The sequence below is a fragment of the Klebsiella sp. S69 genome (assembly GCF_016516145.1).
GTDB lineage: Bacteria > Pseudomonadota > Gammaproteobacteria > Enterobacterales > Enterobacteriaceae > Klebsiella > Klebsiella oxytoca.
Genome location: NZ_JACVUU010000028.1, coordinates 22,119 through 46,443, shown reverse-complemented (window position 1 = coordinate 46,443; position 24,325 = coordinate 22,119). Strand labels below are relative to the sequence as shown.

Here is a 24,325-nt window from a genome sequence, read left to right as displayed (position 1 = left end):
AAATAAACACAAATGACTTATTTCCCTGCTGAAGTAAGCGGCCCCGGTTTACCGATCAAATAGCCCTGAACCAGATCACAACCTAATTTTCGTAACGACTTCAGCTGTTCTTCCGTTTCGACGCCTTCTGCCACAATTCGCATATGCAGGCTTTTACCCATGCTGATGATCAGGCGCACGATATCCAGATCGTCTTGCTGATGGGGGATATTAATAACAAATGATCGATCGATTTTTATCTTATCAAACGGGAAATAGCTTAAACGCGAGAGCGACGAATAGCCGGTACCAAAGTCGTCAATAGAGATCTGCACGCCAAGCTCACGCAGCTGGCTCAGGATCTCTAACGAGCGGGTATTTTCATTAAATACGTCAGACTCGGTAATTTCCAAATCCAGCCGATACGGATCCAGCCCGGTTGTTCTTAAGATAGTTACCACGGTATCGGTCAGTGAACTGTTCATTAACTGAACCGGCGACACGTTAACCGACACCTTGAGCGGCGACGACCAGCTGGCGGCCGCTTCACAGGCGGTTTTTAATACCCACTCGCCCAACGCATTAATCAGGCCGATTTTCTCCGCCACCGGGATAAATTCCGTCGGCGGAACGCTGCCGCGTAGCGGATGAAACCATCGAACCAGCGCTTCATAGCCGTAGATTTCACCATTCATGGCATCGGCAATCGGCTGATAGTAAACCCTGAACTCCCCTCTCTCGAGCGCTTGCATCAGGTCATCTTCGAAAGATTTATTCTCCTGCTGGCGCTGAAGCATACCGGGGCGGAATATCTGGACGTAACCGGAGCCCTCTTTTTTCGCTTCATACAGCGCCAGGTCGGCGCATTTGTATAAATAGTCGGTGCGGCTTTCTCCGTCAGAGATGACAATCCCGATACAGGCACCGATCTGAATCTGCGAGTCGTAAATCTGATACGGCTGGCTAATCTTTTCCCGGATCACCGTTGCCCGCTCCAGCGCCATCTCTTCGCTAAGATCGTGGGTCACCAGAGCAAATTCGTCTCCCCCCAGCCGGTACAGCGTTTCTGACGTTTTACGAAAAAATGAGAGACGGCTGGCCAAATCCTGCAATAGCTTATCTCCGGCGTCATGACCCTGCGTGTCGTTGACGTCCTTGAAATTATCCAGATCGAACAACATAACCACCGCCGAGCCGTGATAGGGCCGCACCTGGTTAACCACCTCCTGCAGGCGTTGCCAGAAAGAGAGCCGGTTGGGCATCCCGGTCAGCGAATCATGATAGGCATCGTACTGCAGCCGACGGTTTTGCACCTGTAGCTTTTCTTTGGAAGCCTGCAGATCGGTAGCCAGTAATTTCATCCGCACGTGAGCGCGACGCAGGGTGTTATTCTGCTTCAGCATCAACATCCCGAGCGTGATACAGAGAATAATCAGCAGAATAGAAATGGCCGAATAGATGTAATAGAGGTTCTGTATTTTATCGTGGGTGAGATTAACCAGATTAAAATCCTGGGCGAGAGAGGTGGACGCGAGCGAGGTCAACGGCCCGTCCAGGGTGCTCATCTCTTGTAACATCAGCTTTAGCTGTGCTGTCGTCATGGTATCCAGCTGCTTATCCAGCCGGTCCAGAAGAGTAATCAGGCTGTCAACTATCGCCTTACGATGAGGATCTTTGCCGATAAACTTTCCCAAATCACCCTGCTGCAGCAGCGCAATCTGGCTCATCATGATTTCCAGACGCAGGCGCACCTCATCGTGGTCGCTTCCCTTTACCTCCAGTCCCATCGCACTCAGTCGCGCCTCAAGACGCATGTACTCGGAGACTATCTGGGAAACGGACCACGAATCAGTATAACGGGTTAATTTTTGCAGCTCACTTTGCCGCTCATGGACCAGATAAGTAATGTAACCGGTCACAATGAAGAGCGACAAAATAATGGCAGTGAGTATTCGATTCAAGATCAAACCCTTACTCAATTATAATCTTCGAAACCTGCCATGCCGAACGGGAATAATAAATCTGATTCTGCAATTCCGGGCTACTGTCGTAGGGATAAACAATAAATAAAGGCCCTTTATCACGAATGCGCATATATTCGCCGTTCATTTTTAAAGCCAAAATTACGGGAAATTTATGAAAGTCATCGATAGGAACAATGGTGGTGTAATCATTCAGCGCCAGCACCCGCGCCGACTTGCCTTTGGCACCGACTAAATCCATGAGTTTACTGAGGGAAACGCCGTCAAAGCGAACCTTTCCCGAATACCACGGGGTGGTTGTTACGATCGTTTCCATGCCCAGTTTTTCCAGTGCCGCCACATCAAAAACGGCGGTATCGCCCTCATTCGTATTAGTAATCAGGCCGGAAATAGTTAAAACGGGTTTACCCACGGGCGCCGGCAGTTTTTCTGCAAAAGCGGAAGGCAAAACCATGACACAAAATAAAGCTGCAAAAATTAAACGCATTTAACTCACCCTTCCGAAATTGGAGACTTGTTAATTGTAAACCATTTAAGTCATTTCTTAAAAGGTGTCCTCAGCGGGTACAAAAATTTAAATTAAACACAATAAGCCAAGTCCTAAGCTCGCATTCCTGTTGGCCCAGCCGGGCTGCACCCGGCCGGTCAGGCAAACGCTTAATGCCTTTAAACACGCAGAGCAGGTAAAAATCTTTTCACTTGCCCTTCTGCGCGGTAGTCTCAGGACAGGCGCGAATTCGGAAAGCGTCTCATTCCAATAATTAGAAACTCAGCAACAGACAGGACAGGTATGGAATCAACGTTAATTTCTCAGGGCCCCGGCAAGGAGGCATGTTCACTCAACCGCGCCCGCAGAGCGGCCTGGGGCAGCTTCGCCGGGGCCGTGGTCGACTGGTACGACTTTCTGCTCTATGGCATCACCGCCGCGCTGGTATTTAACCGGGAGTTTTTCCCGCAAATCAGCCCGGCAATGGGTACCCTCGCCGCGTTTGCCACCTTCGGCGTCGGTTTCCTCTTTCGCCCGCTGGGCGGCATTATCTTCGGTCATTTTGGCGATCGCCTCGGGCGCAAACGCATGCTGATGATGACGGTGTGGATGATGGGGATCGCTACCGCCTGCATCGGTCTCCTGCCCTCGTTCAACCAGATAGGCTGGTGGGCGCCAGTTCTGCTGGTTCTGCTGCGCGCCGTACAGGGTTTTGCGGTGGGCGGAGAGTGGGGCGGCGCAGCGCTGCTGGCGGTTGAGAGCGCGCCGAAAAATAAGAAAGCGTTCTACAGCAGTGGCGTGCAGGTGGGTTATGGCGTCGGATTGCTGCTCTCAACGGGGCTGGTGTCGCTGATAAGCGCCTGTACCACCGATGCGCAGTTCCTTAGCTGGGGCTGGCGTCTGCCGTTCTTGTTTAGCGTCATGCTGGTGCTGGCGGCGCTCTGGATCCGCAACGGCATGGCGGAATCTGCCGAATTTGAACAGCAGCAGCGCGAACAGCAGCAACAGCCGCAGAAAAAGCGTCTGCCGGTAGTAGAAGCGCTGTTCCGCCATCCGGGCGCGTTCTTAATGATTATCGGTCTGCGCCTGTGCGAACTGCTGACAATGTATATCGTTACCGCCTTCGCGCTTAACTACTCCACGCAGAATCTCGGTCTGCCGCGCGAGCTGTTTCTTAACATTGGCCTGCTTGTCGGGGCTATCAGCTGTCTGACGATCCCCTGCTTCGCCTGGCTGGCGGATCGCTTTGGCCGACGCCGCGTCTATATCACCGGAGCGCTGATCGGCACCCTCAGCGGTTTCCCGTTCTTTATGGCGCTCGAAAGCCAGTCATACTTCTGGATCCTGTTTTTCGCGCTCATGCTGGCGAATATTGCGCACGACATGGTGGTTTGCGTCCAGCAGCCGATGTTTACCGAAATGTTCGGCGCCAGCTATCGCTACAGCGGGGCCGGAGTGGGATATCAGGTCGCCAGCGTCGTCGGCGGCGGTTTTACGCCGTTTATTGCCGCCGCTCTGGTCACCCTATCCGGAGGCTCCTGGCATAGCGTTGCGATTTATTTGACCGTAGGTTGCCTGCTATCTGCCCTTACGGCGATGCTGATCAAACCTTGTCGCCACGGCGATGAACCGCTTTAAGGAGTTACCATGATTCAGGAGCCCTGCTGGCCGCAGCGCTTTCATCACCAGCAGCTGCCGCTTCACTACTGCGCCGATCCGACGCTTGCCGAGCAGCCGCTGTTTGACCGGGCACGCGACGGGGAAGCGGTGGCCCAGCTCTGGCAGGCCCCGCAGGGATTTGTGGTGCCGGGAAGCTATCGCAAATTTGCCGAACTCCCGGCGGTAAGCGATCAGTTTGCCAGCCGGGGATGGCCGGTCTGGCAGCGCCGCTCCGGCGGCGGCCTGGTCCCGCAGGGGCCGGGAATTGTCAATCTCAGCCTGGCCTGGCCGGTTTATCACTCGCTGGGCGAAGCCGCAGAGCCGATTTATCTTTTCCTCTGCGGCCTGTTGCAGCGTACGCTTTCAACCTTTGGCGTAGCCAGCCACTTTCAGGCAGTCAGCGGTTCATTTTGCGATGGTCGCTATAATCTGGCCTGCGGCGAAGGCGGGCAGGTGCGAAAAATAGCCGGCACGGCCCAGTACTGGCGCCCCATGCCGGCAGGACGGGGCCATGTGGTCCTCGCGCACGCGGTGATCCTGCTGGACGTCGAGCTGCAGGCTGCCCATCGGGCGGCCAATGATTTCGAAGCCCGGCTCGGCAGCGGACGGGTATACCGCGCCGAGAAAACCGTGACGCTTGCCGAACTTGTGACACAACCAGCCGATTTGCTCCCCCGCTTTCGCGAGGCGCTGGTGCAGGAGTTACAGAATATTAGCTGAAGGTCGTCTTCAGATAGCGGCTAAAGGTCTCTACTGCCCGCGATACGCGCGGCGCATAGGGGCGAATAACGTAGAGACTTTCCGCAAACACATCCACCGGCCGCCATTCCGGCAAGAGCTCCTGTACCAGCCCGCGGCCAATCGCCTCCCTGGCGCTAAAATCCGGCAGTAAGGCAATTCCCAGCCCCGCCAGCACCGCATCGCGCAGGGATTCGCTGTTATTGGTGGCGAAGGGTCCCTGCACCTTAACGCTCACCCGCTCATCGTTGCGCTCGAAGGTCCAGTGCGGGCTTTGCGGCCCGCGCGGGTAGGTCAGGCATTGATGCTGACGCAACGCGTCAGGCGAATCGGGGCGACCAAAGCGGCGAATATAGTCCGCCGAGGCGACCACCAGGGTTGCCGTACGGCACAGCGGCCAGGCTACGTGGGTCTCCGGCAGCAGCTCGCGACGACAGTGGCGAATGGCAATATCAAACCCTTCGCTGGCGAGCGACACCAGCCGATCGGTCACCTCCAGCTGCAGATGAAGCTGCGGGTGCTGATGCAGAAAAGGCGTGATGGCCGGAACCAGCTGCTGTCGAGAGAACGCCACCGGCGCGGTAAGGCGCAGCGTTCCGCGCAGCGGGCCGCCCTCATCGTCGCAGGTGCCGGTAAAAATCTCGCGGATCTGCCCAAACGGTTCGTTTAGTTCCGCCACCAGCCGCTGGCCATCTTCGCTTAGGGTCACGCTGCGGGTGGTGCGGTGCACCAGCGTCTTGCCGGTGACTCGCTCCAGTTCGCTTATTTTCTGGCTAATGGCGGACTTGCTGACCGCCAGCTTTTCCGCGGCGCGAGTATAGCTTTTTTGCTCCTCCAGTACCGTCAGCCAGTACAGGTGGGTCCAGTAAATGTCCGGGCGGATTTCGCTCATCATGATTGTTCACAGAGAAAAACAATGAGTTCAAATATAGCGGTTTTTACCGACTTCAGCACGAGGTAGCATCTCTTTCACCGAGGTAAATCCGACAATAAGGACCATCTGCTATGCCATTACTGACGTTTGATATCATTGAAGGACGCAGCGAAAACGAGATCAAAACCCTGCTGGATGCGGCACATCGCGCCGTTGTGCAGGCGTTCAAGGTGCCAGAGCGTGACCGCTACCAGATTGTTCACGAAAACAAAGCTCACCATATGATTATTGAGGATACCGGGCTGGGGCTGACGCGAACCCGGGACATAGTGGTGGTGAGGGTTTATACCAGCCCGCGCAGCGAAGCGCAGAAGCAGCTTTTTTATGCCACTCTGCAGGCTGAGCTTGAGGAGCACTGCGGTCTGAGCGGCGAGGATCTCATGATCTCGGTAATCAGCAACCACAAAGGGGACTGGAGTTTTGCTCACGGCGTAGCGCAGTATATTACCGGCGACCTTTAGCCCTGCCGACGATGCGACTGGCGCACGATGGGCTCCCCGGTGCGCCACGTCGCCGTCGGCCCTTCAGCAGCATCAATGAGCCGATTCAACGCCTCTTCCACCAGCCGCTCGCGTCGCTGATCGTAGGTCGTTAGCTGCCATTCCGGCGCCGCCGCCTCATCGATATTATCGAAACCGACGATACCCATCGTTAAATCGCGCTCGCGCAGCGCCTGAAGCGCGCCTATCGCCAGAATATCGTTTTCACAAAACAGGGCATCTACTCTTTCGCCTGCGGGCGTCGCGTCCAGATAGTCACTCATCGCCGCATATCCCCGTGTACGTAAATACTGGCCGGCAACCAGCAGAGTATCAAGCCGGCAGCCTGCCTGCTCCAGCGCCGCTTCGTATCCTTCCATCCTCATTAAATGGTGGGAAGCGGTATCCGGACCCTTCATATAGCCAAAAGTGCGATGCCCCTGCGCCAGTAGCAGTTCAGCAAGCTGTTTTCCGGCAAGCCGACCATCGATATTGACCACCTGGATTTCCGGATGATCGGTATTACGGCCAATCTGCACCAGCGGAACGCGATGAATTTCAGTGGCAATCGCGATAAGTTCCGGTGTCAGCACCGTGGCCATAAACAAGATACCGTCAACCTGGAGCTGGTAAGCCAGCGCCATCGCTGTGCGGGTGTTTTCTTCGTCGGTGACGTTAATCACCAGCGCCATGTAGCCGCGATTCTGCAGCTGGCGAGTCACTTCGTTAAGCAGCAGCACCATGTTGGGATTGCGTAACTCGTCGACCGCCACGCCAATAATATGCGTTTGCTTTTGCGTCAGGCTACGCGCCAGTAAATTTGGTCGATATCCCAGAATATTAGCGGCTTTCATCACCTCTTCCCGGGTTTTGGGCTGGATGGAGGCCCCGGGGGTAAATGCCCGGGAAACCGTCCATTTGGAGACGCCAGCGAGTAATGCAACGTCGCTGGCGGTCGCTTTTTGTCGTTTTGGGGCGCTCATACTCGGTTTTAACGTTCCTGATAAAAAACATCCAATAGAACGTAAAATACAGCAAGATAGAATCCGCTCAACAAAAAACGCGCCGCGTTCTCCCGCCCCCCGGAGGGAAAACGCGGCCCGTTGTCACTGACTTAATGTGGCGTTGAGGGCATCAATCGACGTCCGTAGCCCTGCTTCAACGCTCATCGTCAGGTCCTCCATCTCCAGCGACACATAACCGTTATATCCGGTCATGCGCAGCACCGAGAAGAACTCTTTCCACCACTTCAAATCCTGTCCACAGCCAACCGCCACGTAGTTCCAGGTGCGGGTTTTGGTCTGCGTGACCGGCTGGTATTCCAGTAAGCCGTCGACATCCGCCAGCCCGCGTTCAATACGCGCGTCTTTACCGTGGACGTGATAAATCACCCCTTCAAGCTTACGGGCTGCGGCAATCGGGTCTGCACCCATGGCGATCAGATGCGACGGATCGAGATTCATGCCGATTATGTCGCCAACCGCCTCACGCAGGCGCAGCAGCGTGCTCGGGTTGTAAACCAGCTGGCTGGGGAATTCCTCGAGAGCAATCTGTTCGATACCGTGTTCAGCCGCATGGCGGGTAAAAGCCTGCCACCAGGGAATAGCAACCTCGTTCCACTGGTAATCGATCACGCCTGGCATATAGTCCGGCCAGGAAACCGTCGAGGTGATCCAGTTAGGGATTTTATCGTCCGGCCCGCCGCCCGGCAGGCCGCTCATCATGACAATCTTTTTCACCCCCAACTTTGCCGCCAGCTCGACGGTACGATAGCTGCTGGCGGTATGCTTCTCGCCCAGCGCGCCGGGGGCCAGCGGGTTACCCGAACAGTTCAGCGCAACGATCTCCATTCCGCGCTTTTCCAGTTCTCCGCGAAACGCCGCCAGCGCTGCCGAAGAAGCCAGCAATTCTTCAGTTTTAACATGTGGACAAGGCGACCAACCGCCTGCGGTCATTTCCACGCCCGTAATGCCGTACTGCTTGACGCGATCGAGCATTTCCGGGAACGCCAGGCCGGCGAGAACATCGGTACAGAGTGCCAGTTTCATATTCTATCCTTCTTAAATGAGTGTCCTTCGAGGATCTGCATAAACGCGTCTTTGCTGTCGGCGCTGGCCAGCAGCGTGGTTTTCACTTCGTCATCAAGCAGGTCTGCCAGATCCGCTATAACATCAATGTGTTCATTATTTTTTGCCGCCACGGCGACCACAAGGAAAGCCACTTTCCCCTCCCCCCAGCCCACGCCATCCGGGAACTGAAACAGCTGGAAACCGGTTTGCCGCACCAGGTCGATCCCCTCTTTGCTACAGTGGGGCATCGCCACTCCCGCCCCGAGCCAGGTAGAGAGCGCCTTTTCGCGATCCACCATCGATTCAAAAAAACCCTCGCTGACGTAGCCGCTGGCCTGCAGGGAATCCGCGGCAATATGCAGCGCCTTTTTCTTTGAATTCGCCCGACAGCCAATAAAAATATCTTCTGGTTTCAGCGTTAACATGCGCCTCTCCCTTCGTTAATGGGTCAGCGGTAGAGCGCCGGACACTCCGGCAGAGAGACCGCGTGCTTTTCGCCATCCTTCAGCGATGCCAGGCCAGCATCGCATACCATCGCCACGACAAATCCGTCCCACGATGATGGCCCGCTCATCTCCGCCCCCAGGTTTACCCGGTCAACGAAATTCTGCACCTCGCGATCGTAGGCGGTGGCGAAACGTTCCATACAGGTTTTGGGGATAGCGCGGCTATAACCCTGTGCCGAACGGACGGTGGTGAGAGCCTGTTCGGTCAATGCGCTAATGGCATTTTCGCCAATCACTTCACAGCGAATGTCGTAACCATAATCGCAGTTAACAAACAGCTCATCATCAATACGTACGCCGGATTCGGTTTCAAAAATCACAATCAACGGATCCTGCAGATGCGCGCAGGCTCTGCGCGTTTTCTTCTGTGGTTTATCGACGCGTACCGAAACGATATTTTCGTTAAGCAGATAGCGGATAATATCGATCTCGTGGGTCGCCGAATCGTTAATCGCCATCTCCAGGGTGTAGCTTTCTGGCACGGAGGCGTTGCGATGTGCGCAATGGATGAGCAATATTTCCCCCAGTTCACCGCTATCCAGAGTCGCTTTAAGCTGGTTGTACCCTGGGTCGAAACGGCGCATAAAACCCAGCTGCAGCATACGTTTGCCGTAGGCCACTTCAGCATCAATAATCGCTTTGGCTTCATCCGCGGTTGGGGTCAGCGGCTTTTCGCAAAACACCGGTTTACCTGCCTTGATGGCCGCCAGAATTTGTTCTTTATGGACCGGACCAATAGAGCAAATAAAGATCGCATCCACGTCGTCCGATTGAATCATTTCGACCGCATCGTAATAGGGTTGAGCGCCATATTCGCGGGCAATAGTGTCGGTAACATTACGATTGATATCGCAGACGGCGCTGACCCTGGCGTTCTGAATCACCGTCTGAAAACGCTGGAGATGATCGCGCCCAATCATACCTAAACCAATTAAACCGATATTAACTGTCATATATTCCTCCATGTCGCTAAATCAGAATCTGAATTTTTGTTCAATTTGTTCAAGGGTTAAGCCACGGGTTTCCGGCAGGAACTTCACCAGCAGAATCAGCATTATGACGTTGGTTACCGCGAAGAAACCGAAGGTCATTCCGCCGCCGTAGCTGTTGAGTAAAATCGGGAAAATAGACTGAATGATGAAGTCAAATATCCATAAACCGAATACCGCAAAACCCATACCCAGACCGCGCATCCGCAGCGGGTAAATTTCCGCGAGCATCAGCCAGAACACCGGTGCGATCCAACCCTGCATAAAGGTCAGAAACATCAGCATCAGGGCAAGGATGATGTAGCTGGCGCCGGTAAAGTTGGCGTGCAAGCCACTGACGCCATCAACGGTTTCCATATGGAAGAAGAGCTTGAACGAGAGACCAATCAACACCAGGCTAAGGGTGACGCCGATCTGTCCGGTAAAGAACATTTTCCGTCGGGAATGCCTGCCAATTAACAGCATCCCTAGTAGCGTGGCCAGAATAGACACGACGCCATTAGCCACGGCGCCGGTCACCGCCGCCGCATCGCCAAGTCCGGTGGCTTTCAGCACCGTCGGCGCGTAGTACATAATGGTATTCACGCCGGTTACGCGCGTTGCCAGCACAATCATCAGCCCGATCAAAATCAGCTGCAGCACCCATTTTTTCTTCAGCTCGTCAACAAATCGGCCATGGTTGATGCCAATCTGACTCACCTGCTGGATATCGCGGATCTCCTGCTCCACCTCTTCAGGCCGACGAATCGTTTTCAGCACCGCAACCGCTTTGTCTATTTGCCCCTTACGCACGAAGAAGCGCGGAGACTCCGGCATTACCAGCATTCCAATCCACAGCAGCGCGCCGGGCAGCGCCGGAATAGCCAGCATCAGCCGCCAGTTGTGCGACATGTCGGGATAGAAATTGACGATGGAAGCGTTGACGGAGTAAGCGAGAAACTGCCCGGTGACGATCATCAGTTCGTTGACCGTCACCAGCCGTTCACGCTGCGCGGGCCGCGCCAGCTCTGAAATATAAATCGGCACCGTCACTGACGCACAACCAACCGCCAGGCCGAGGATAAAGCGGGCGATTATCATCGACGACATATCCCACGCGACGGCGGTACCGAGGGCGCCAAAGATAAAAATCACCGCTACCCACAGAATATTTTTCCGCCGCCCCTGGCGGTCGGACAGCCAGCCGCCGCCAACGGAGCCGATTGCCGCGCCGAATAATAAAAACGATGTCACCAGCCCTTCCTGCAGAGGAGTGAGGCCAAGATCGTTCTTCATGAAAATCAGCGCGCCGGAAATAACCCCGGTGTCATAGCCAAAACACAGCCCACCAATGGTTGAGACGAGGGTTATTAATCTGATTTTCTTATCATTATCTGTTTTACGACTTTCAGTTATCACATGATCGGTCATTTTGTTGTCCTGTCAGGGATGAGCGTTCTATCGTTTTGTTTTTATGAATAAAAAGATCACATTGCCGATCCAGATACGGCAGGTTCTGGCATCAGGAATACATTTGCACCTTTTTGCACCCGGGTGCATTATTTAACAACTTGTTATACTCTCACGGATTAAAAAATCCATAACAAGTTATTTTGAAATATTCATTTCGTTAAGGGCGTCAACTTTTTGCTCATTGAATGGCCAATTTTGTCGATCGCAGTCACGATCCGCAGAGCTTGCCGCTTTCGGGGGGAGCAAAATGCGTGGTTCAGGCTAATGGCTGGGGAGGAAGGCTATACGAAGGGGAACCCGTGGATTAATCCGCGTTCCCCAGAGAGCCAGGGACGTCAGGATCGCTGGGCGCTGGCGATACGCTGTCTGGCTTTTTGTTCAATATTTTCCAGCAGCTCCTGCACGTCGTCTTCATCAATGTCGAGAAACTGACCGTCCAGCAGGGCCGCATGAATATCTTCGCGCGTCACGGATATGCCCAGCGGCACCGCCTCCGCTTTCGCCTTCACTTCCTCCGCCGCCAGCGGATGCGGGTAGCGCCGTCCGACCAGGTTATTAAAAACAATGGCCAGCATCGCCAGCATCAATGAGTTGAGTAACACCGGGGTCAGAACAAAGTGATAGCCTTCGCTCTGTATCCCCGCCCCGCCGAGGATCGCCGTTAACGCCACCGCTCCGCCCGGCGGATGCAGGCAGCGCAGGAAATACATGCCGGCGATCGCCAACCCTGCCGCCACGCCGCAGGCCAGCGCCAGGTTCGGGATGGCGATTCCCACGGTCACGCCAATCAGCGCTGAAAGGACATTACCGCCGACTATCGACCACGGCTGGGCCAGTGGACTGCTCGGCACGCCAAACAGCAGCACCGCCGACGCGCCCATCGGGGCGATAAACCAGATATTGACCTCGCCTAATAACCAGTGGCTAAACATACTGGTGACCGCCAGCCCCGTCCCGGCGCCTATTGACGCCAGAACGATATGTTTTCTGGCGACCGGTAACGCGTGCGGCTTAAGGCGGCCAAGGAAAATGCGGATCCGTGAAAAGAGCGATCCGGGTAAAACGCTTAACATCGTGCAGCTCGCTTACGTCATAATAAGAACTTATGTTTCATTTTCTTTTTTTAACCTTATTTTAACAACCACACCTTTATCGCGGTTTTTCGTTATTCATTTTGTGAATGTAAAAAAGGCGCGCGCTACGTTAAAATCGCCCTTACGTCTGGGTATCAGTACTCTATGGATTGAAGGTCAAATACGTTGAATAACAAGATAAAATTAGAGAAAGAAATCGCATGGGCCAGCCAGAATATGCCGCGTACGCTTCGCCAGGTCGCCGCCCTGCCCGACCTCAGCCAGGTTCGTCTGGCCTGCTGTATGCACCTGGATATGAAAATGATCCCACTGGTGCAGAGAATTCTGGAAAAAGGGGCGAAGGTTTTCCTGACCACCTGTAACCCAACCACGGTGCAGGATGATGTGGTCGCCTGGCTGGTTGAGCGCGGCGCTGAGGCTTGCGCATGGCGTGATATGAGCGATGCCGACTGGCAGCAATCGTGGGAAAAAGCGATTGCCTGGCAGCCGACGCATCTGTGCGAAATGGGCGCGGATATAACAACCCTACTGCATCAGCGCGGGGAGTTCGGCAATGTTGTCGCCGGGCTTGAAGCGACAGGCTCTGGCGTTAGCCGCCTCGGCGATATTCGGCCCGGCTATCCGATTTTTAACTGGGATGATTTGCCGGTTAAGGAAGGTCTGCATAACCGTCATATGGTCGGCCTGACCGCGTGGCATACCTTCTTCCAGACGACCCACCTGACCCTGCATGAGAAAAAAGTAATGGTCATCGGCTATGGTCTGGTCGGCCAGGGGGTTGCGGCGGCGGCGAAGGCCTTCGGCGGCCAGGTCATGGTGGCGGAAATCGACCCGGCACGGAGATTACAGGCTGCCTACGACGGCTGGCACGTTGTTGAATTACAAGAGGCGATAGCTTCGGCGGACGTGGTGGCCACGGCTACCGGCGGCAAAAAAGTCGTTAACAGCCAGGCGCTTGATAAATGCAAAGATGGAGTGTTTATCCTCAACGTGGGTCACGTGGCGGAAGAGATTGATTGCGAGTACCTGCACCAGTTCAGCCATGAAGAGGTCATGCCCTATATCAACGCTTACCGGATGGGCCAGAAAACGATCTATCTGATGGCGAACGGTTCAATGCTCAACCTGACCGCGGGTTTTGGCGATAGCCTGAACGCCTTTGACGTCACCCTGGCGGTGATGGCCAGCGGCATCCAGCATATTGTGACCGACGGTATGACGGTGCCGGCAGACGTTTATCTGCTGCCGCAAAGCGTATGGCAAAAAGCGCTCTAAGCACATGCGCTGAGTAATTTTCCCGGAGGCGGCGCGCTGCGCCTGTCCGGGCTACCGGTCCGCAGACAGCGGTGAACTTGTAGCCCGGCTAAGCGCAGCGCCACCGGCAAGAAGCCACGCCGCTCCCTCACCTCAGCACATCCTCCGCTGGCGGTGCGAGCGCCTTGTCCGGGTTACCGGTCCGCAGACTGCTGTTAACCCGTAGCCCGGTCAGCGCAGCGCTACCGGGAAGAAGCCACGCCGCTCCCTCACCTCGGCACATTCCCCGCAGGCGGCGCGATGCGCCTTGTCCGGGTTACCGGCCCGCAGACTGCTGTTAACCTGTAGCCCGGCTAAGCGCAGCGCGAGCCGGGAAGAAATCATGCCGATCCCTCACCTCAGCACATCCTCCGCAGGCGGCGCGATGCGCCTTGTCCGGGTTACCTGCCCGCAGACTACGGTGGACTTGTAGCCCGGCTAAGCGCAGCGCCACCGGGAAGAAGCCACGCCGCTCCCTCACCTCAGCACATCCTCCGCTGGCGGTGCGAGCGCCTTGTCCGGGTTGCCGGCTCGCAGACTGCTGTTAACCCGTAGCCCGGTCAGCGCAGCGCCACCGGGAAGAAAGCAAATCTTACAGCAGGGCCAGCAAAAATATGACTTCACCGAGCTCAATCGCCGCGCCTAAGGTGTCGCCGGTTTGCCCGCCCAGAGTACGCTTTAGCGCCTGGCCTAGCGCCCAGACCAGCACCAGCGTGATAAGCGCTGCGCGCAGACCGTTAACGCCGAGCAGCAGCGTCGCCAGCGCCAGAGCGATCCCCATGGCGATCAGCGTCTGTTGCAGCGAGATTTTACCGATAAACAGATTGCCCAGCCCCTCTTCGCGCGCGTAGTGCTGACGGTACATCAGCAGCACAGCCATACCGCGGGCCACGGCGCAGGCGGCCGCCAGGGCGGCAACCGCAGACGTACCGCGCAGCGTGACCTCGCTGACCACCAGCACTTTTGCAATCAGCACAAAAATCAGCGCCAGCCCGCCGTGAGTGCCCAACCGACTGTCGCGCATAATCTCCAGCATCCGCTCGCGGCGGCGGGCAGAGAAAATGCCATCACAGGTATCCGCCAGCCCATCCAGATGGAAGCCGCCGGTCAACAGCGCCAGCGCCAGCACGCCGAGCAGCGCGGCAAGCGGGCCGCCGCACCAGGGCTGGAGCAGTATCACGACAACCCCCGCGATCGCCCCCAGCAGCAGGCCAACAAAGGGAAAAGTAACGATACTGCGTTGATATTGTTCAATTTCCAGCCCCTGAGACAAACGCGCCGGGACCGGCAAGCGGCTGATAAACGATAATGCGGCAAAAAATGGCTTAATCATGGAAAGATGACTCCTGTCGTTAAACCTTGCGACCAGCGGTTATTCACCGCCGCCGCCGAGCGTAACCTGACTTATCTGCGTAGCTGCTGCGTGGACGCTCTTCCAGCCGCCAGTGAGCCAGCCGGGTATCGCGGTGATGTTGAATGCGTGCAGCTATTTGGTTATCGGATATCCGGGAGGTAGCGATATAGATCGCCGAAACGAAAGAGTTGAGTAGAGATTGGGCATCACGGCGTAGGCCGCTAAGCGCGTCGCCGGTCATCAGTATCATCGCGGCGGCACCTGTTGCAGGGACAGCATGAGATAAAACCTTCCGATATCAATATGTTTACGGCGGAAGTATACCAAATTCCTGGGGAAAGGTTCAGCGTTACAGAGGCTGTTTTGCTAAGGAATGCGAGATGACGCAAGAGGAGGAATCACTCCGGCAGCGAGAGCCGCCGGAGCACGCAAACGGGATTACTCGGCAGATTTATCTTCTACTTTCGCTTCGCCCATTGCTTTCAGCTTTTTAGAGATATCGCGACGTTCTTTGGAGATCTCGGCGTTTTTAATGATGTAGTCGTCAACGCGATCTTCGTAATCGCTCTTCATGCTGGCAATGATGCCCTGGATAGCTTCAACGCTCATGCCCGGCTTGATGTAATCGCTCAGGTTGTCCAGCAGCAGTACGCGCTTCTGGTTATCACGGATCTTTTTCTCAACGTCCTGAATTTCACGCTGCAGTTTATTCTTGCGACGATACAGGCGAACAAACTCCAGTACGTCCTGGAAAGAAGGCTTAGTTGTTTCCATTTTTACACCCCTAATATTTGAGATTCGGATTCGCTAAAGCGACTGCTACATAGGGCTAACATAACTGTTAGCAGCCGCTGATGACAATGTTTTTTCCTTTGCCTTTATCATAACCCTAAACGCTGCTGAATCGAAGCAAGCGATGGGCAAACCGCGCGTATCTGGTCTTTATTTACGCAACGCCCGGCAGATTAAATGCGACAGCAGCTCAAGCTGCCGCGCCAGTTCGATGGTTAGCCAGACATAACCATGGATTGGCGTTTCAGAGAAATTGTCGTCCTGCTGCTCTTTGATGAGCTGGCGCAGCTCGGCCACAATTTCGTTGAGCTTTTCATTGTTAGCAAGAATCGGCTGCGGATTGCCCTCATACAATGCATGGGCGATAGTCAGCAACGTCTGCTGGGTCATTTGCTGCGTTTCGCGCAGCGTATGGGCATTCAGCATAACAAAATGGCCGGGACGCGATGCCCAGTAGGCGTTGATTTGCAGCTCCAGCATGCACACCAGATTCCGGCTAACGGTCTGGATCGCTTCAAAGATGGCCTTCTGGATATGCGTCTCTTTGCTGGCAGGCGTAATTAATCCGCGCATTTTGACCACATCGTTAAGCACCTTCTGCATATGCTTTTCCAGACGCGGACGCTCGACGAGATTCGGCGAGAAGCCCGCCTGATACAGACGGTTGAAGGCGGTGACGTAGCTGGCCATCTGGATGCGCCAGTGCAGGAAAGCCCGCTGCGGCCAGATACCGGTAAACAGCATAGCCAGCAGGGAGCCAAAGATAACGTCGCCGCTTCGCCATAGCGCGGTCGTCATATCGCCCGGCGGCGCGCCGACCACCACCGCCAGCGTGATGCCGATCAACAGCGCCTGGTAGGGCTTTTTACCTAACGCCAGCCAGCCGCAGAGGAACATCGCCACCGCGCACCACAGCAGCATAATGGGCAGAGAGATAAGTTCCAGCTTGAGCGCCACCAGCCCGAGCGCCGAGCCGAGGATCGTGCCGCCGATACGCTCAAACGCGCGCGGGACGACGTTTCCCCAGAAGGAGATAGGCCCCATCACCACCACCAGGGTGATGAGAGGCCAGGTACCTTCCGGCACGTTAAGCAGGCGCACCAGCACAAAGGTGAGCACAAAGGCCAATGCTATTCGCACGCCATGGACGATGCGGTAATGGCGATACAGCCGAATTTCAAATGGCTTAAGTGATTTATCCGCGCGCACAACCGACTCCGACACAACGAAAAGGGCAATTGTAACTGCTTTTTCGCCGCAAGCATCACGCGAATGTAAGAAACCTTGTCAATTAAAGGGATAAGTTCACTTCACTACGGGTTCAACCGCGATATACATATCAATGTCCCAGTAGCCGTCCTGGTTACCATCGTTAAGGTAGACTTCAAAACAGGGCTTCATCGCCATCTGATGCTCTGTGCTTTGCATCAGACTTTCGAAGAACTGATACCACGGAGTCGCAAAATCGAAATTCTCGACTCTGGCGCGGGCAACGGCATACTCGCCGCCGGCGATTTCGGTCATCATCACGCCTTCACTTCCTTCAGGGATCTGATAGTCTTCCGCCACCGTGACGGCGGTGTCGCAGCGTAGCTTTTCCGCCGGGACTTCGTCTGGATTGTCGTAGTAAACGGCCACCCACTCCTGCGCCGGAACCTGGCTGTTGTCGACCCACATCATCAGCTGTTCAAACCCCTGTTTAACCGTCTGTTCCCAGGGGCCGACCAGATGAAAACCGGCAATTTTCTTCTTGCCTACGGATTTAACGTTATAGTCCATGTTGCCTCCACCGTTGATAAAATACTGTATGTATATACATATAATCTAACAGTACAATCACCCATAGTATGTGCGGTAATTCACAAATCCGCGCGGCAAGAAGATTAAAAAAACGCCACCGGCGGGTTATAAACTGAACGGCAGTTCAATGCCGATGCTGGCCCCAACATCGTCGCTGGCGCTGTGGTTTGCATCGGTGTACCAGATGGAGGTATTCAGGCGAACCGTCGGCATGACATCGCCGCTCCAGCCCAGCTGTACGCCCTTCAGCGTGTCGGCGTGCGGGAAGGCTTTATTGATTCGCTGGTTCTTCGGATTGACTTCCGCGTAGACCAGGCGCGCGCTCCAGCGCTGATTTGCTTCGGTGACCAGCTCCACCTTACCGGCATACAGGCGTCCATCGCCGCCCATCGCATCGCCCAGCGGGTAGCCCTGCTGATAGTAGCCATCTTTATAGATAAAGTGGTTATAGATATAGTTGGTGCGTCCCATATTCGAGCGGGTATCGTGGGCTTCCAGATACCAGTTAACCGCATTGCTGTTCCACTGATGGTGCCCTTCCACGCCGCCAAGGTAGAGGTGCGCCGAGGGCAAGTATCCGGCTTCATCCTCGCCGATCATCTGGCCGTAAATGCTCACCGGCCAGCCCAAGGTTGGCGCCAGCTTCAGCTTGAAATCAAAACCGGCCAGCTGATTACCGGGATCGTCGGCCGATTCACCGGTGTTATCATTGCCGGTCAGGCCGTCCCAGAAGCTGCTGAATGATGAAGGTCGCCCTTCGCCGCCCCACTGCATAACGCGCGAAGCGCCCAGTTCCAGCGAGGAGATGGGCGAAAACGTCAGGCGACCGCCGAAGATTTTGGTATGCGGTACGGCGGCGTACTGGTTCATCTGGCTGGCGGAAAGTTGATACTGCCAGGGGCCAATCCAGCTTAGCCATGAGGTTTCCGGCGCCCGCTGTTCTGCACGCTGCAGCAGAAAACCGGTCATGGGACGCGCGGCATCGGAGCGAATCAAACTCCCTTCATAACCCGGTCCCCACCACTGCAGGATTTGCCCGAACGCCAGCCACTGGTTCCACAGTTTTACCGCGCCGTATGCGCCGTTGGCGTTTACGCTGGAGCCGTTGTCGATGCGTTTGTCGCCTTCAACATTGCCCTGTAGATGCAGATCCCACCATTCACCGCTGTTGTTCAGGGCGAGAGAAAGCGACTGGTCAGCGGGATAAGACTGGGCAAACCCCTGCGGAGTTCCCGGCTTATCAGTGGAACTGTAACCGGTAACGCGCACGTCGGCTTTGAGCGCCCTTAAACGCTGATTTACCCGACTCAGAACCACCCGCTCGGCGGATGTTGTCGGATGGGCATTGGCCAGCGCACGGTTAATCTCTTCTTCGCTCAAAGGCCAGGTGGACAAACTTAAAGAGAGGGTTCCGCGGTCGGATAACCAGGCTAAATCATTGCGGAATTCGTTATCGGCCAGAACAAGGCCAGAGGCAAAACCAGAGGTGCTAAAAACGGCGAAAAGTCCCAGAGAAAGCGCACTACGCGCAAAGTATTTCATCTTCCCAGCTCCATTTTGGGCGCACAAGCGCCAGGGGATTTCCTGAATGGTGACCGGGTAAGGTAAGGGATGGACACTAAACAAAGCGCCAACCGAAGCAGCATAATAATCAAACAGCTACGAGATGCCGCTCCAGGCGGAGCGGCGGAGAAGTTACAGTTTTTGATGCAGATAATCGCTAAAGCGCGACAGCATGCCGCCCTTGCCGACGCTTTCCAGCGTCACCAGCGGCCAGTGGGCGACGACTTTATCGCCATCATAAAGCGAGATTTCACCGACCCGCTGGTGGGCGGCAATCGGCGCTTCCAGCACTTTTTTATCCAGCACATATTTCGCCTTAATGCGCGAGACTTCCGATTTCGGCAGCGCTAACCAGAAGTCCTGATCGGTCCCCAGCCTAATCTGCTCTTTATCGCCATACCAGATACGCTCAACGCCGACCTGCTTGCCGTCCTGCAGGACCTGGACGGTATCGAAGTTTTGCTGGCCCCAGTGCAGCAGCTTCGCCGCCTGCTGTTCACGCCCTTTCGGGCTGTCGGCCCCCATGACTACCGCAATCAGCCGGCGCTGGCCGTCCACCGCGGAGGCAATCAGATTGAAGCCGGCGCCGGAGGTATGGCCGGTTTTCAGACCATCAACGTTCATGGTTTTATCCCACAGCAGGCCGTTGCGGTTCTGCTGGGTAATGCCGTTCCACGTCAGACTCTTCTGGCTGTACATATGATAAACGTCCGGCTCGCCGTGAATAATCGCCCGCGAGAGTACCGCCAGATCGTAGGCTGAGCTGTGCTGCCCCGGCGCGTCGAGGCCGTGAACGGTTTCAAAATGGGTATCCTGTAAATGCAGTTTGTCCACATAGCTGTTCATCAGCGCGACAAACTGCGGCTGGCCGCCGGCAACATAATCCGCCAGCGCCACGCAGGCATCGTTGCCGGAGTCAACGATGAGCCCGCGGCTCAAGTCGCGTACGCTAACCCGATCGCCAGGCTTAAGAAACATCAGGGAAGATCCCTTAAAGACCGGATTGCCCTGCGCCCAGGCGTCTTTACCGACGGTGACGATGTCGTCAAAGGTGATGCGGTGGCTGTCGATGGCGCGATCGACCACATAGCCGGTCATCAGTTTGGTCAGGCTGGCGGGATTGCGCTGCTGATGCTCGTTACCGGCGGTAAGGACCTGGCCGGTGGTGTAATCCATCAGCACCCAGGAACCGGCCTGAATGGAAGGCGGCGTCACGTTGACGGGAAAATCATTGGCGGCAAATGCGCAGGAAACGCTCGCAGCGAGCAAAGATACAGCAATAAACAAACGGCCTTTCAACGGCATATCCTCTAAATTGACAGATTCGCCGTCCTTTTTACGGAACTTCTCGTTTCATATCAGGGTTTAATTGCAAGAAAATATGACACTGGCGGTGTCAGGTAAAGCCGATACCCTTCTGATGGCCCGGCAAATCGTTTACCATGATGGCTGCTCGCCACCAGGGATAATGAACAGATTATGCAAGATAGCGCCAACCAGCCCGGATTTTTGTTTCACGATTACGAGACCTTCGGCACCAGCCCTTCGCTCGACCGGCCGTCGCAGTTTGCCGCCATCCGTACCGATGAAGACCTGAATGTCGTCGGCGAAACTGAAGTGTTCTACTGCAGGCTCGCCGACGACTATCTGCCGCAGCCGCAGGCGGTAATGGTCACCGGGATAACGCCGCAGGAGGCCAATGCCAAAGGCGACAACGAAGCCGCGTTTGCCCGCCGCGTTCACGATCTGTTCACGGTGCCGAAAACCTGCATCGTCGGCTACAACAACGTGCGCTTCGATGATGAAGTCACGCGCAATATCTTCTATCGCAATTTTTACGATCCTTACGCCTGGAGCTGGCAGCATGACAACTCCCGCTGGGATCTACTGGACGTGATGCGCGCCTGCTATGCGCTGCGCCCCGAGGGGATCAACTGGCCGGAAAATGATGAGGGCTTACCGAGCTTCCGGCTGGAGCATCTGACCGTCGCTAACGGCATCGAACACAGCAACGCCCACGACGCGATGGCCGACGTTTACGCCACTATCGCGATGGCAAAGCTGGTGAAGACTCAGCAGCCGCGCCTGTTCGACTATCTTTACGCCCACCGCAACAAGCGCAAGCTGGCGACGCTGATTGACGTGCCGCAGATCAAGCCGCTGGTGCATGTTTCCGGTATGTTCGGCGCGGCGCGCGGCAACACCAGCCTGGTCGCCCCGCTGGCGTGGCACCCGGATAACCGTAACGCGGTGATTATGGTCGACCTGGCCGGTGATATCGCCCCTCTGCTGGATCTGGATGCCGATGCCCTGCGCGAACGGCTGTATACGCCGAAAAGCGAGTTGGGCGATCTGGCTGCGGTGCCGATCAAGCTGGTCCACCTCAATAAGTGCCCGGTGCTGGCGCAGCAAAATACCCTGCGCCCGCAGGATGCTGACCGATTGGGCATCAATATCCAGCGCTGTCTGGAGAACGCCCAGCGGCTGCGGGCCAATCCGCAGGTGCGCGAGAAAGTGGTGGCGATTTATGCCGAAGCGGAGCCGTTTGTGCCGTCCGATAACGTCGATGCACAGCTGTATAACGGCTTTTTCAGCGATGCCGACCGCGCGGCGATGAAAATCGTACTCGAGACGGAGCCGCGCAATCTGCCGGCGCTGGACATTACCTTTGCCGACAAGCGTATTGAGCGTCTACTGTTCAACTATCGCGCGCGCAATTACCCGGGCACGCTGGATGAAGCCGAGCAGCAGCGCTGGTTGGAGCACCGTCGCCAGGTGTTTACGCCAGAGTTTTTGCAGGCCTACGCCGATGAGCTACAGATGCTGTATCAGCAATATGCGGATGATAAAGAGAAGCTGGCGCAGCTGAAGGCGCTGTGGCAGTACGCGCAGGATATTGTTTGACTGGAAGAAATTCCCGGGTTGCGGCTAACGCCTTACCCGGGCTACAAACGTTGGCAGGACTCGTATCCCGGGTAAGACGCCTCGCGTCGCACCCGGGAACGTAGTTTAGCCTTTGGCGCGGCTGGCGATAATCGCCTCAGCCACGTTGCGCGGGGCTTCCGCGTAGTGGTGGAATTCCATGCTGTAGGTCGCCCGGCCCTGGGACATTGAACGCAGCGTGGTGGAATAGCCAAACATCTCGGCCAGCGGCACGTCGGCGCGAATAATCTGGCTGCCGAACCGCTCCTCCATTCCCTGTACCATCCCGCGCCGGGAAGAGAGATCGCCCATAATATTGCCGGCGTACTCTTCCGGGGTCTCCACTTCCACATGCATCACCGGTTCAAGAATAACCGGGTCGGCCCTGCGCGCCCCTTCCTTGAAGCCGAATATCGCCGCCATCCGGAAAGCCATCTCCGAGGAGTCGACGTCGTGATACGAACCAAACGTCAGGGTCGCCTTAATATCCACCACCGGATATCCCGCCAGCACGCCGGTGCCCATCGCTTCGCGCAGCCCTTTTTCGACTGAAGGGATGTACTCGCGCGGCACCACGCCGCCTTTGGTCGCGTCCTCAAACACGAAACCGCTTCCCGGCGCCAGCGGTTCAAGGCTCAGCACCACGTGACCATACTGCCCTTTACCGCCGGACTGGCGAACAAACTTGCCTTCCACCTCTTTGACCGTTTTGCGGATCGTCTCGCGATAGGTCACCTGCGGGCGCCCGATATTCGCCTCGACGCCAAACTCGCGCTTCATGCGGTCAACGATAATCTCCAGATGCAGTTCGCCCATCCCGGAAATGATCGTCTGGCCGGACTCCTCGTCAGTATGCAGACGAAACGACGGATCTTCCGCCGCCAGCCGCTGCAGGGCGATGCCCATTTTCTCCTGATCGGCTTTGGTTTTCGGTTCAATCGCCAGCGAAATCACCGGCTCCGGGAACTCCATCCGTTCAAGGGTAGTCACCGCATCAGGGTCGCACAGCGTGTCGCCGGTGGTGACATCCTTCAGGCCGACGCAGGCGGCAATATCTCCGGCGTGCAGTTCGTCCACTTCATGGCGATCGTTGGCCTGCATCAGCACGATGCGGCCGATGCGCTCTTTCTTGCCTTTCACCGGATTCCACACCGCATCGCCTTTTTTCAGCGTCCCGGAATAGACGCGGATAAAGGTCAATTGGCCGACGTAGGGGTCGGTCATCAGTTTAAATGCCAGCGCCGAGAACGGTTCGTCGTCGCTCGGGTGACGTTCAGCGGGCTGCCCTTTCTCATCCACGCCCTGAATCGCCGGAATATCCAGCGGCGACGGCATCAGCTCAACCACCGCATCAAGCATCCGCTGCACGCCTTTGTTTTTAAACGCGCTGCCGCACAGCACTGCCTGGATTTCCCCCTTCACCGTGCGCTGACGCAGTCCGGCGACGATTTCCGCCTCGCTCAACTCGCCGGTTTCGAGATAGTTATCCATCAGTTCGTCGCTGGCTTCCGCCGCCGCCGAAACCATTTTTTCCCGCCACAACCGGGCGGTTTCCAGCAGTTCGTCGGGCACCGGCGCATAGCTGAAGGTCATTCCCTGGGTGGCGTCATCCCACAAAATGGCGCGCATTTTGATGAGATCCACCACGCCGGTGAAGTGCTCTTCGGCGCCCACCGGGATCACAATCGGTACCGGGTTCGCCTTCAGGCGATCGGTCATCATCTGCACCACGCGGAAAAAATCCGCGCCGGGGCGGTCCATCTTGTTGACGAAGGCCAGCCGCGGGACGTGGTATTTGTTCGCCTGGCGCCAGACGGTTTCCGACTGCGGCTGCACGCCGCCCACGGAGTCGTAAACCATGACCGCACCGTCCAGTACGCGCATAGAGCGCTCGACTTCAATGGTGAAATCCACGTGCCCGGGGGTATCGATGATATTAATCCGGTGTTGCTCAAAGCTGCGGTCCATACCGGGCCAGAAGCAGCTCACCGCCGCGGACGTAATGGTGATCCCACGCTCCTGTTCCTGCGCCATCCAGTCGGTAGTTGCCGCGCCATCGTGTACTTCCCCCAGCTTGTGGCTCATCCCGGTGTAAAACAGGATGCGCTCGGTGGTGGTGGTTTTGCCGGCATCGATATGCGCGGAGATACCGATGTTGCGATAACGTTCGAGGGGGATGGGTCGGGGCATGATGCGTCCTTAGTCATTTTGACTGTCAGTCAGCGGCCGGAAT

23 protein-coding genes are annotated in these 24,325 nt (G+C 56.1%); 5 read left to right on the top strand and 18 right to left on the bottom strand.

Going from position 1 to position 24,325, the window contains the following annotated elements:
- Positions 1-17 precede the first annotated feature (17 nt).
- Together IAE27_RS24105 and IAE27_RS24100 are read right to left on the bottom strand one after the other, a co-directional pair.
- Positions 18-1,940, bottom strand: coding sequence for a putative bifunctional diguanylate cyclase/phosphodiesterase (locus IAE27_RS24105; protein ID WP_004103601.1), 1,923 nt, complete (start codon positions 1,938-1,940; stop codon positions 18-20).
- 10 nt (positions 1,941-1,950) lie between these two features.
- On the bottom strand, positions 1,951-2,448 hold the full coding sequence (locus IAE27_RS24100; RefSeq protein ID WP_004103602.1) for a molybdopterin-dependent oxidoreductase: 498 nt from the start codon (positions 2,446-2,448) through the stop codon (positions 1,951-1,953).
- Between the two features lie 303 nt (positions 2,449-2,751).
- On the opposite strand from IAE27_RS24100, the gene shiA reads away from it, so the two are divergent.
- The gene (shiA, locus tag IAE27_RS24095; RefSeq protein WP_064344233.1) at positions 2,752-4,086 is read left to right on the top strand and encodes a shikimate transporter; all 1,335 of its coding nucleotides are present in this window, start codon (positions 2,752-2,754) and stop codon (positions 4,084-4,086) included.
- Between the two features lie 9 nt (positions 4,087-4,095).
- A complete protein-coding gene (locus IAE27_RS24090) occupies positions 4,096-4,827 on the top strand; it encodes a lipoyl protein ligase domain-containing protein (RefSeq protein ID WP_064370720.1) in 732 nt (243 codons plus the stop codon).
- Here IAE27_RS24090 and IAE27_RS24085 read toward each other — a convergent pair.
- Positions 4,820-5,737: a LysR family transcriptional regulator gene (locus tag IAE27_RS24085; RefSeq protein ID WP_016809173.1), complete on the bottom strand. Its 918-nt coding sequence runs from the start codon at positions 5,735-5,737 to the stop codon at positions 4,820-4,822. The two genes, IAE27_RS24090 and IAE27_RS24085, sit on opposite strands and share 8 nt — an antisense overlap.
- Before the next feature lie 113 nt (positions 5,738-5,850).
- Here IAE27_RS24085 and IAE27_RS24080 point away from each other — a divergent pair, with 113 nt between their 5' ends.
- Positions 5,851-6,240 (top strand): tautomerase family protein, encoded by a 390-nt coding sequence (locus tag IAE27_RS24080; RefSeq protein ID WP_200092901.1) that lies wholly within the window; start codon positions 5,851-5,853, stop codon positions 6,238-6,240.
- Here the strand turns inward: IAE27_RS24080 and IAE27_RS24075 are convergent.
- The 6 genes from IAE27_RS24075 to IAE27_RS24050 form a co-directional block, all read right to left on the bottom strand.
- Positions 6,237-7,241, bottom strand: a complete 1,005-nt coding sequence (locus IAE27_RS24075) for a LacI family DNA-binding transcriptional regulator (RefSeq protein ID WP_032744789.1) — start codon at positions 7,239-7,241, stop codon at positions 6,237-6,239. The two genes, IAE27_RS24080 and IAE27_RS24075, sit on opposite strands and share 4 nt — an antisense overlap.
- Before the next feature lie 123 nt (positions 7,242-7,364).
- Positions 7,365-8,306 carry a sugar phosphate isomerase/epimerase family protein gene (locus IAE27_RS24070; protein WP_004103608.1) on the bottom strand — a complete coding sequence of 314 codons (942 nt, stop codon included), beginning with the start codon at positions 8,304-8,306 and terminating at the stop codon, positions 7,365-7,367.
- Entirely contained in the window at positions 8,303-8,752 is a 450-nt protein-coding gene (locus IAE27_RS24065; protein ID WP_070556796.1) for a PTS sugar transporter subunit IIA, read from the bottom strand. The genes IAE27_RS24070 and IAE27_RS24065 overlap by 4 nt, the downstream gene beginning before the upstream one ends.
- Positions 8,753-8,775: 23 nt before the next feature.
- Positions 8,776-9,786, bottom strand: coding sequence for a Gfo/Idh/MocA family protein (locus IAE27_RS24060; RefSeq protein ID WP_004113905.1), 1,011 nt, complete (start codon positions 9,784-9,786; stop codon positions 8,776-8,778).
- 21 nt (positions 9,787-9,807) lie between these two features.
- Positions 9,808-11,232: a sugar porter family MFS transporter gene (locus tag IAE27_RS24055; protein ID WP_016809178.1), complete on the bottom strand. Its 1,425-nt coding sequence runs from the start codon at positions 11,230-11,232 to the stop codon at positions 9,808-9,810.
- A 377-nt stretch (positions 11,233-11,609) separates the two neighbouring features.
- Positions 11,610-12,347, bottom strand: a complete 738-nt coding sequence (locus IAE27_RS24050; protein WP_004103617.1) for an HPP family protein — start codon at positions 12,345-12,347, stop codon at positions 11,610-11,612.
- 186 nt (positions 12,348-12,533) lie between these two features.
- On the opposite strand from IAE27_RS24050, the gene IAE27_RS24045 reads away from it, so the two are divergent.
- A complete protein-coding gene (locus IAE27_RS24045) occupies positions 12,534-13,643 on the top strand; it encodes an adenosylhomocysteinase (RefSeq protein WP_200092900.1) in 1,110 nt (369 codons plus the stop codon).
- A gap of 210 nt (positions 13,644-13,853) precedes the next feature.
- Here the strand turns inward: IAE27_RS24045 and IAE27_RS24040 are convergent, their stop codons facing one another.
- The 8 genes from IAE27_RS24040 to dacD all read right to left on the bottom strand — a co-directional run bounded on the left by IAE27_RS24040 (position 13,854) and on the right by dacD (position 20,469).
- On the bottom strand, positions 13,854-14,006 hold the full coding sequence (locus IAE27_RS24040; RefSeq protein WP_196550150.1) for a hypothetical protein: 153 nt from the start codon (positions 14,004-14,006) through the stop codon (positions 13,854-13,856).
- Between the two features lie 247 nt (positions 14,007-14,253).
- A complete protein-coding gene (cobS, locus tag IAE27_RS24035) occupies positions 14,254-14,994 on the bottom strand; it encodes an adenosylcobinamide-GDP ribazoletransferase (RefSeq protein WP_200092899.1) in 741 nt (246 codons plus the stop codon).
- Positions 14,995-15,037: 43 nt separating this feature from the next.
- Positions 15,038-15,265, bottom strand: a complete 228-nt coding sequence (locus IAE27_RS24030; protein ID WP_196550151.1) for a bifunctional adenosylcobinamide kinase/adenosylcobinamide-phosphate guanylyltransferase — start codon at positions 15,263-15,265, stop codon at positions 15,038-15,040.
- A gap of 188 nt (positions 15,266-15,453) precedes the next feature.
- Entirely contained in the window at positions 15,454-15,789 is a 336-nt protein-coding gene (locus IAE27_RS24025) for a DUF496 family protein (protein WP_004103624.1), read from the bottom strand.
- A gap of 168 nt (positions 15,790-15,957) precedes the next feature.
- Entirely contained in the window at positions 15,958-17,016 is a 1,059-nt protein-coding gene (locus tag IAE27_RS24020) for an FUSC family protein (protein ID WP_004103626.1), read from the bottom strand.
- Positions 17,017-17,112: 96 nt separating this feature from the next.
- The gene (gene sbmC, locus IAE27_RS24015; protein WP_023321266.1) at positions 17,113-17,586 is read right to left on the bottom strand and encodes a DNA gyrase inhibitor SbmC; all 474 of its coding nucleotides are present in this window, start codon (positions 17,584-17,586) and stop codon (positions 17,113-17,115) included.
- Between the two features lie 126 nt (positions 17,587-17,712).
- A complete protein-coding gene (locus tag IAE27_RS24010; protein ID WP_200092898.1) occupies positions 17,713-19,149 on the bottom strand; it encodes a capsule assembly Wzi family protein in 1,437 nt (478 codons plus the stop codon).
- Positions 19,150-19,302: 153 nt separating this feature from the next.
- Entirely contained in the window at positions 19,303-20,469 is a 1,167-nt protein-coding gene (gene dacD / locus IAE27_RS24005) for a serine-type D-Ala-D-Ala carboxypeptidase DacD (RefSeq protein WP_032745156.1), read from the bottom strand.
- 180 nt (positions 20,470-20,649) lie between these two features.
- On the opposite strand from dacD, the gene sbcB reads away from it, so the two are divergent.
- Positions 20,650-22,074 (top strand): exodeoxyribonuclease I, encoded by a 1,425-nt coding sequence (gene sbcB, locus IAE27_RS24000; protein WP_200092897.1) that lies wholly within the window; start codon positions 20,650-20,652, stop codon positions 22,072-22,074.
- 105 nt (positions 22,075-22,179) lie between these two features.
- Here the strand turns inward: sbcB and fusA are convergent, their stop codons facing one another.
- Positions 22,180-24,282 carry an elongation factor G gene (gene fusA, locus IAE27_RS23995; RefSeq protein ID WP_200092895.1) on the bottom strand — a complete coding sequence of 701 codons (2,103 nt, stop codon included), beginning with the start codon at positions 24,280-24,282 and terminating at the stop codon, positions 22,180-22,182.
- Between the last annotated feature and the right edge of the window lie 43 nt (positions 24,283-24,325).

Coding starts and splice junctions, on each gene's coding strand:
- IAE27_RS24040 (WP_196550150.1), bottom strand. CDS start 14,006: ATGATTTCTTCCCGGCTCGCGCTGCGCTTAGCCGGGCTACAGGTTAAC.
- IAE27_RS24030 (WP_196550151.1), bottom strand. CDS start 15,265: ATGATACTGATGACCGGCGACGCGCTTAGCGGCCTACGCCGTGATGCC.
- IAE27_RS24085 (WP_016809173.1), bottom strand. CDS start 5,737: ATGAGCGAAATCCGCCCGGACATTTACTGGACCCACCTGTACTGGCTG.
- IAE27_RS24100 (WP_004103602.1), bottom strand. CDS start 2,448: ATGCGTTTAATTTTTGCAGCTTTATTTTGTGTCATGGTTTTGCCTTCC.
- IAE27_RS24010 (WP_200092898.1), bottom strand. CDS start 19,149: ATGAAATACTTTGCGCGTAGTGCGCTTTCTCTGGGACTTTTCGCCGTT.
- shiA (WP_064344233.1), top strand. CDS start 2,752: ATGGAATCAACGTTAATTTCTCAGGGCCCCGGCAAGGAGGCATGTTCA.
- IAE27_RS24055 (WP_016809178.1), bottom strand. CDS start 11,232: ATGACCGATCATGTGATAACTGAAAGTCGTAAAACAGATAATGATAAG.
- IAE27_RS24025 (WP_004103624.1), bottom strand. CDS start 15,789: ATGGAAACAACTAAGCCTTCTTTCCAGGACGTACTGGAGTTTGTTCGC.
- sbcB (WP_200092897.1), top strand. CDS start 20,650: ATGCAAGATAGCGCCAACCAGCCCGGATTTTTGTTTCACGATTACGAG.
- IAE27_RS24090 (WP_064370720.1), top strand. CDS start 4,096: ATGATTCAGGAGCCCTGCTGGCCGCAGCGCTTTCATCACCAGCAGCTG.
- sbmC (WP_023321266.1), bottom strand. CDS start 17,586: ATGGACTATAACGTTAAATCCGTAGGCAAGAAGAAAATTGCCGGTTTT.
- IAE27_RS24060 (WP_004113905.1), bottom strand. CDS start 9,786: ATGACAGTTAATATCGGTTTAATTGGTTTAGGTATGATTGGGCGCGAT.
- IAE27_RS24080 (WP_200092901.1), top strand. CDS start 5,851: ATGCCATTACTGACGTTTGATATCATTGAAGGACGCAGCGAAAACGAG.
- IAE27_RS24050 (WP_004103617.1), bottom strand. CDS start 12,347: ATGTTAAGCGTTTTACCCGGATCGCTCTTTTCACGGATCCGCATTTTC.
- IAE27_RS24075 (WP_032744789.1), bottom strand. CDS start 7,241: ATGAGCGCCCCAAAACGACAAAAAGCGACCGCCAGCGACGTTGCATTA.
- IAE27_RS24065 (WP_070556796.1), bottom strand. CDS start 8,752: ATGTTAACGCTGAAACCAGAAGATATTTTTATTGGCTGTCGGGCGAAT.
- IAE27_RS24070 (WP_004103608.1), bottom strand. CDS start 8,306: ATGAAACTGGCACTCTGTACCGATGTTCTCGCCGGCCTGGCGTTCCCG.
- fusA (WP_200092895.1), bottom strand. CDS start 24,282: ATGCCCCGACCCATCCCCCTCGAACGTTATCGCAACATCGGTATCTCC.
- cobS (WP_200092899.1), bottom strand. CDS start 14,994: ATGATTAAGCCATTTTTTGCCGCATTATCGTTTATCAGCCGCTTGCCG.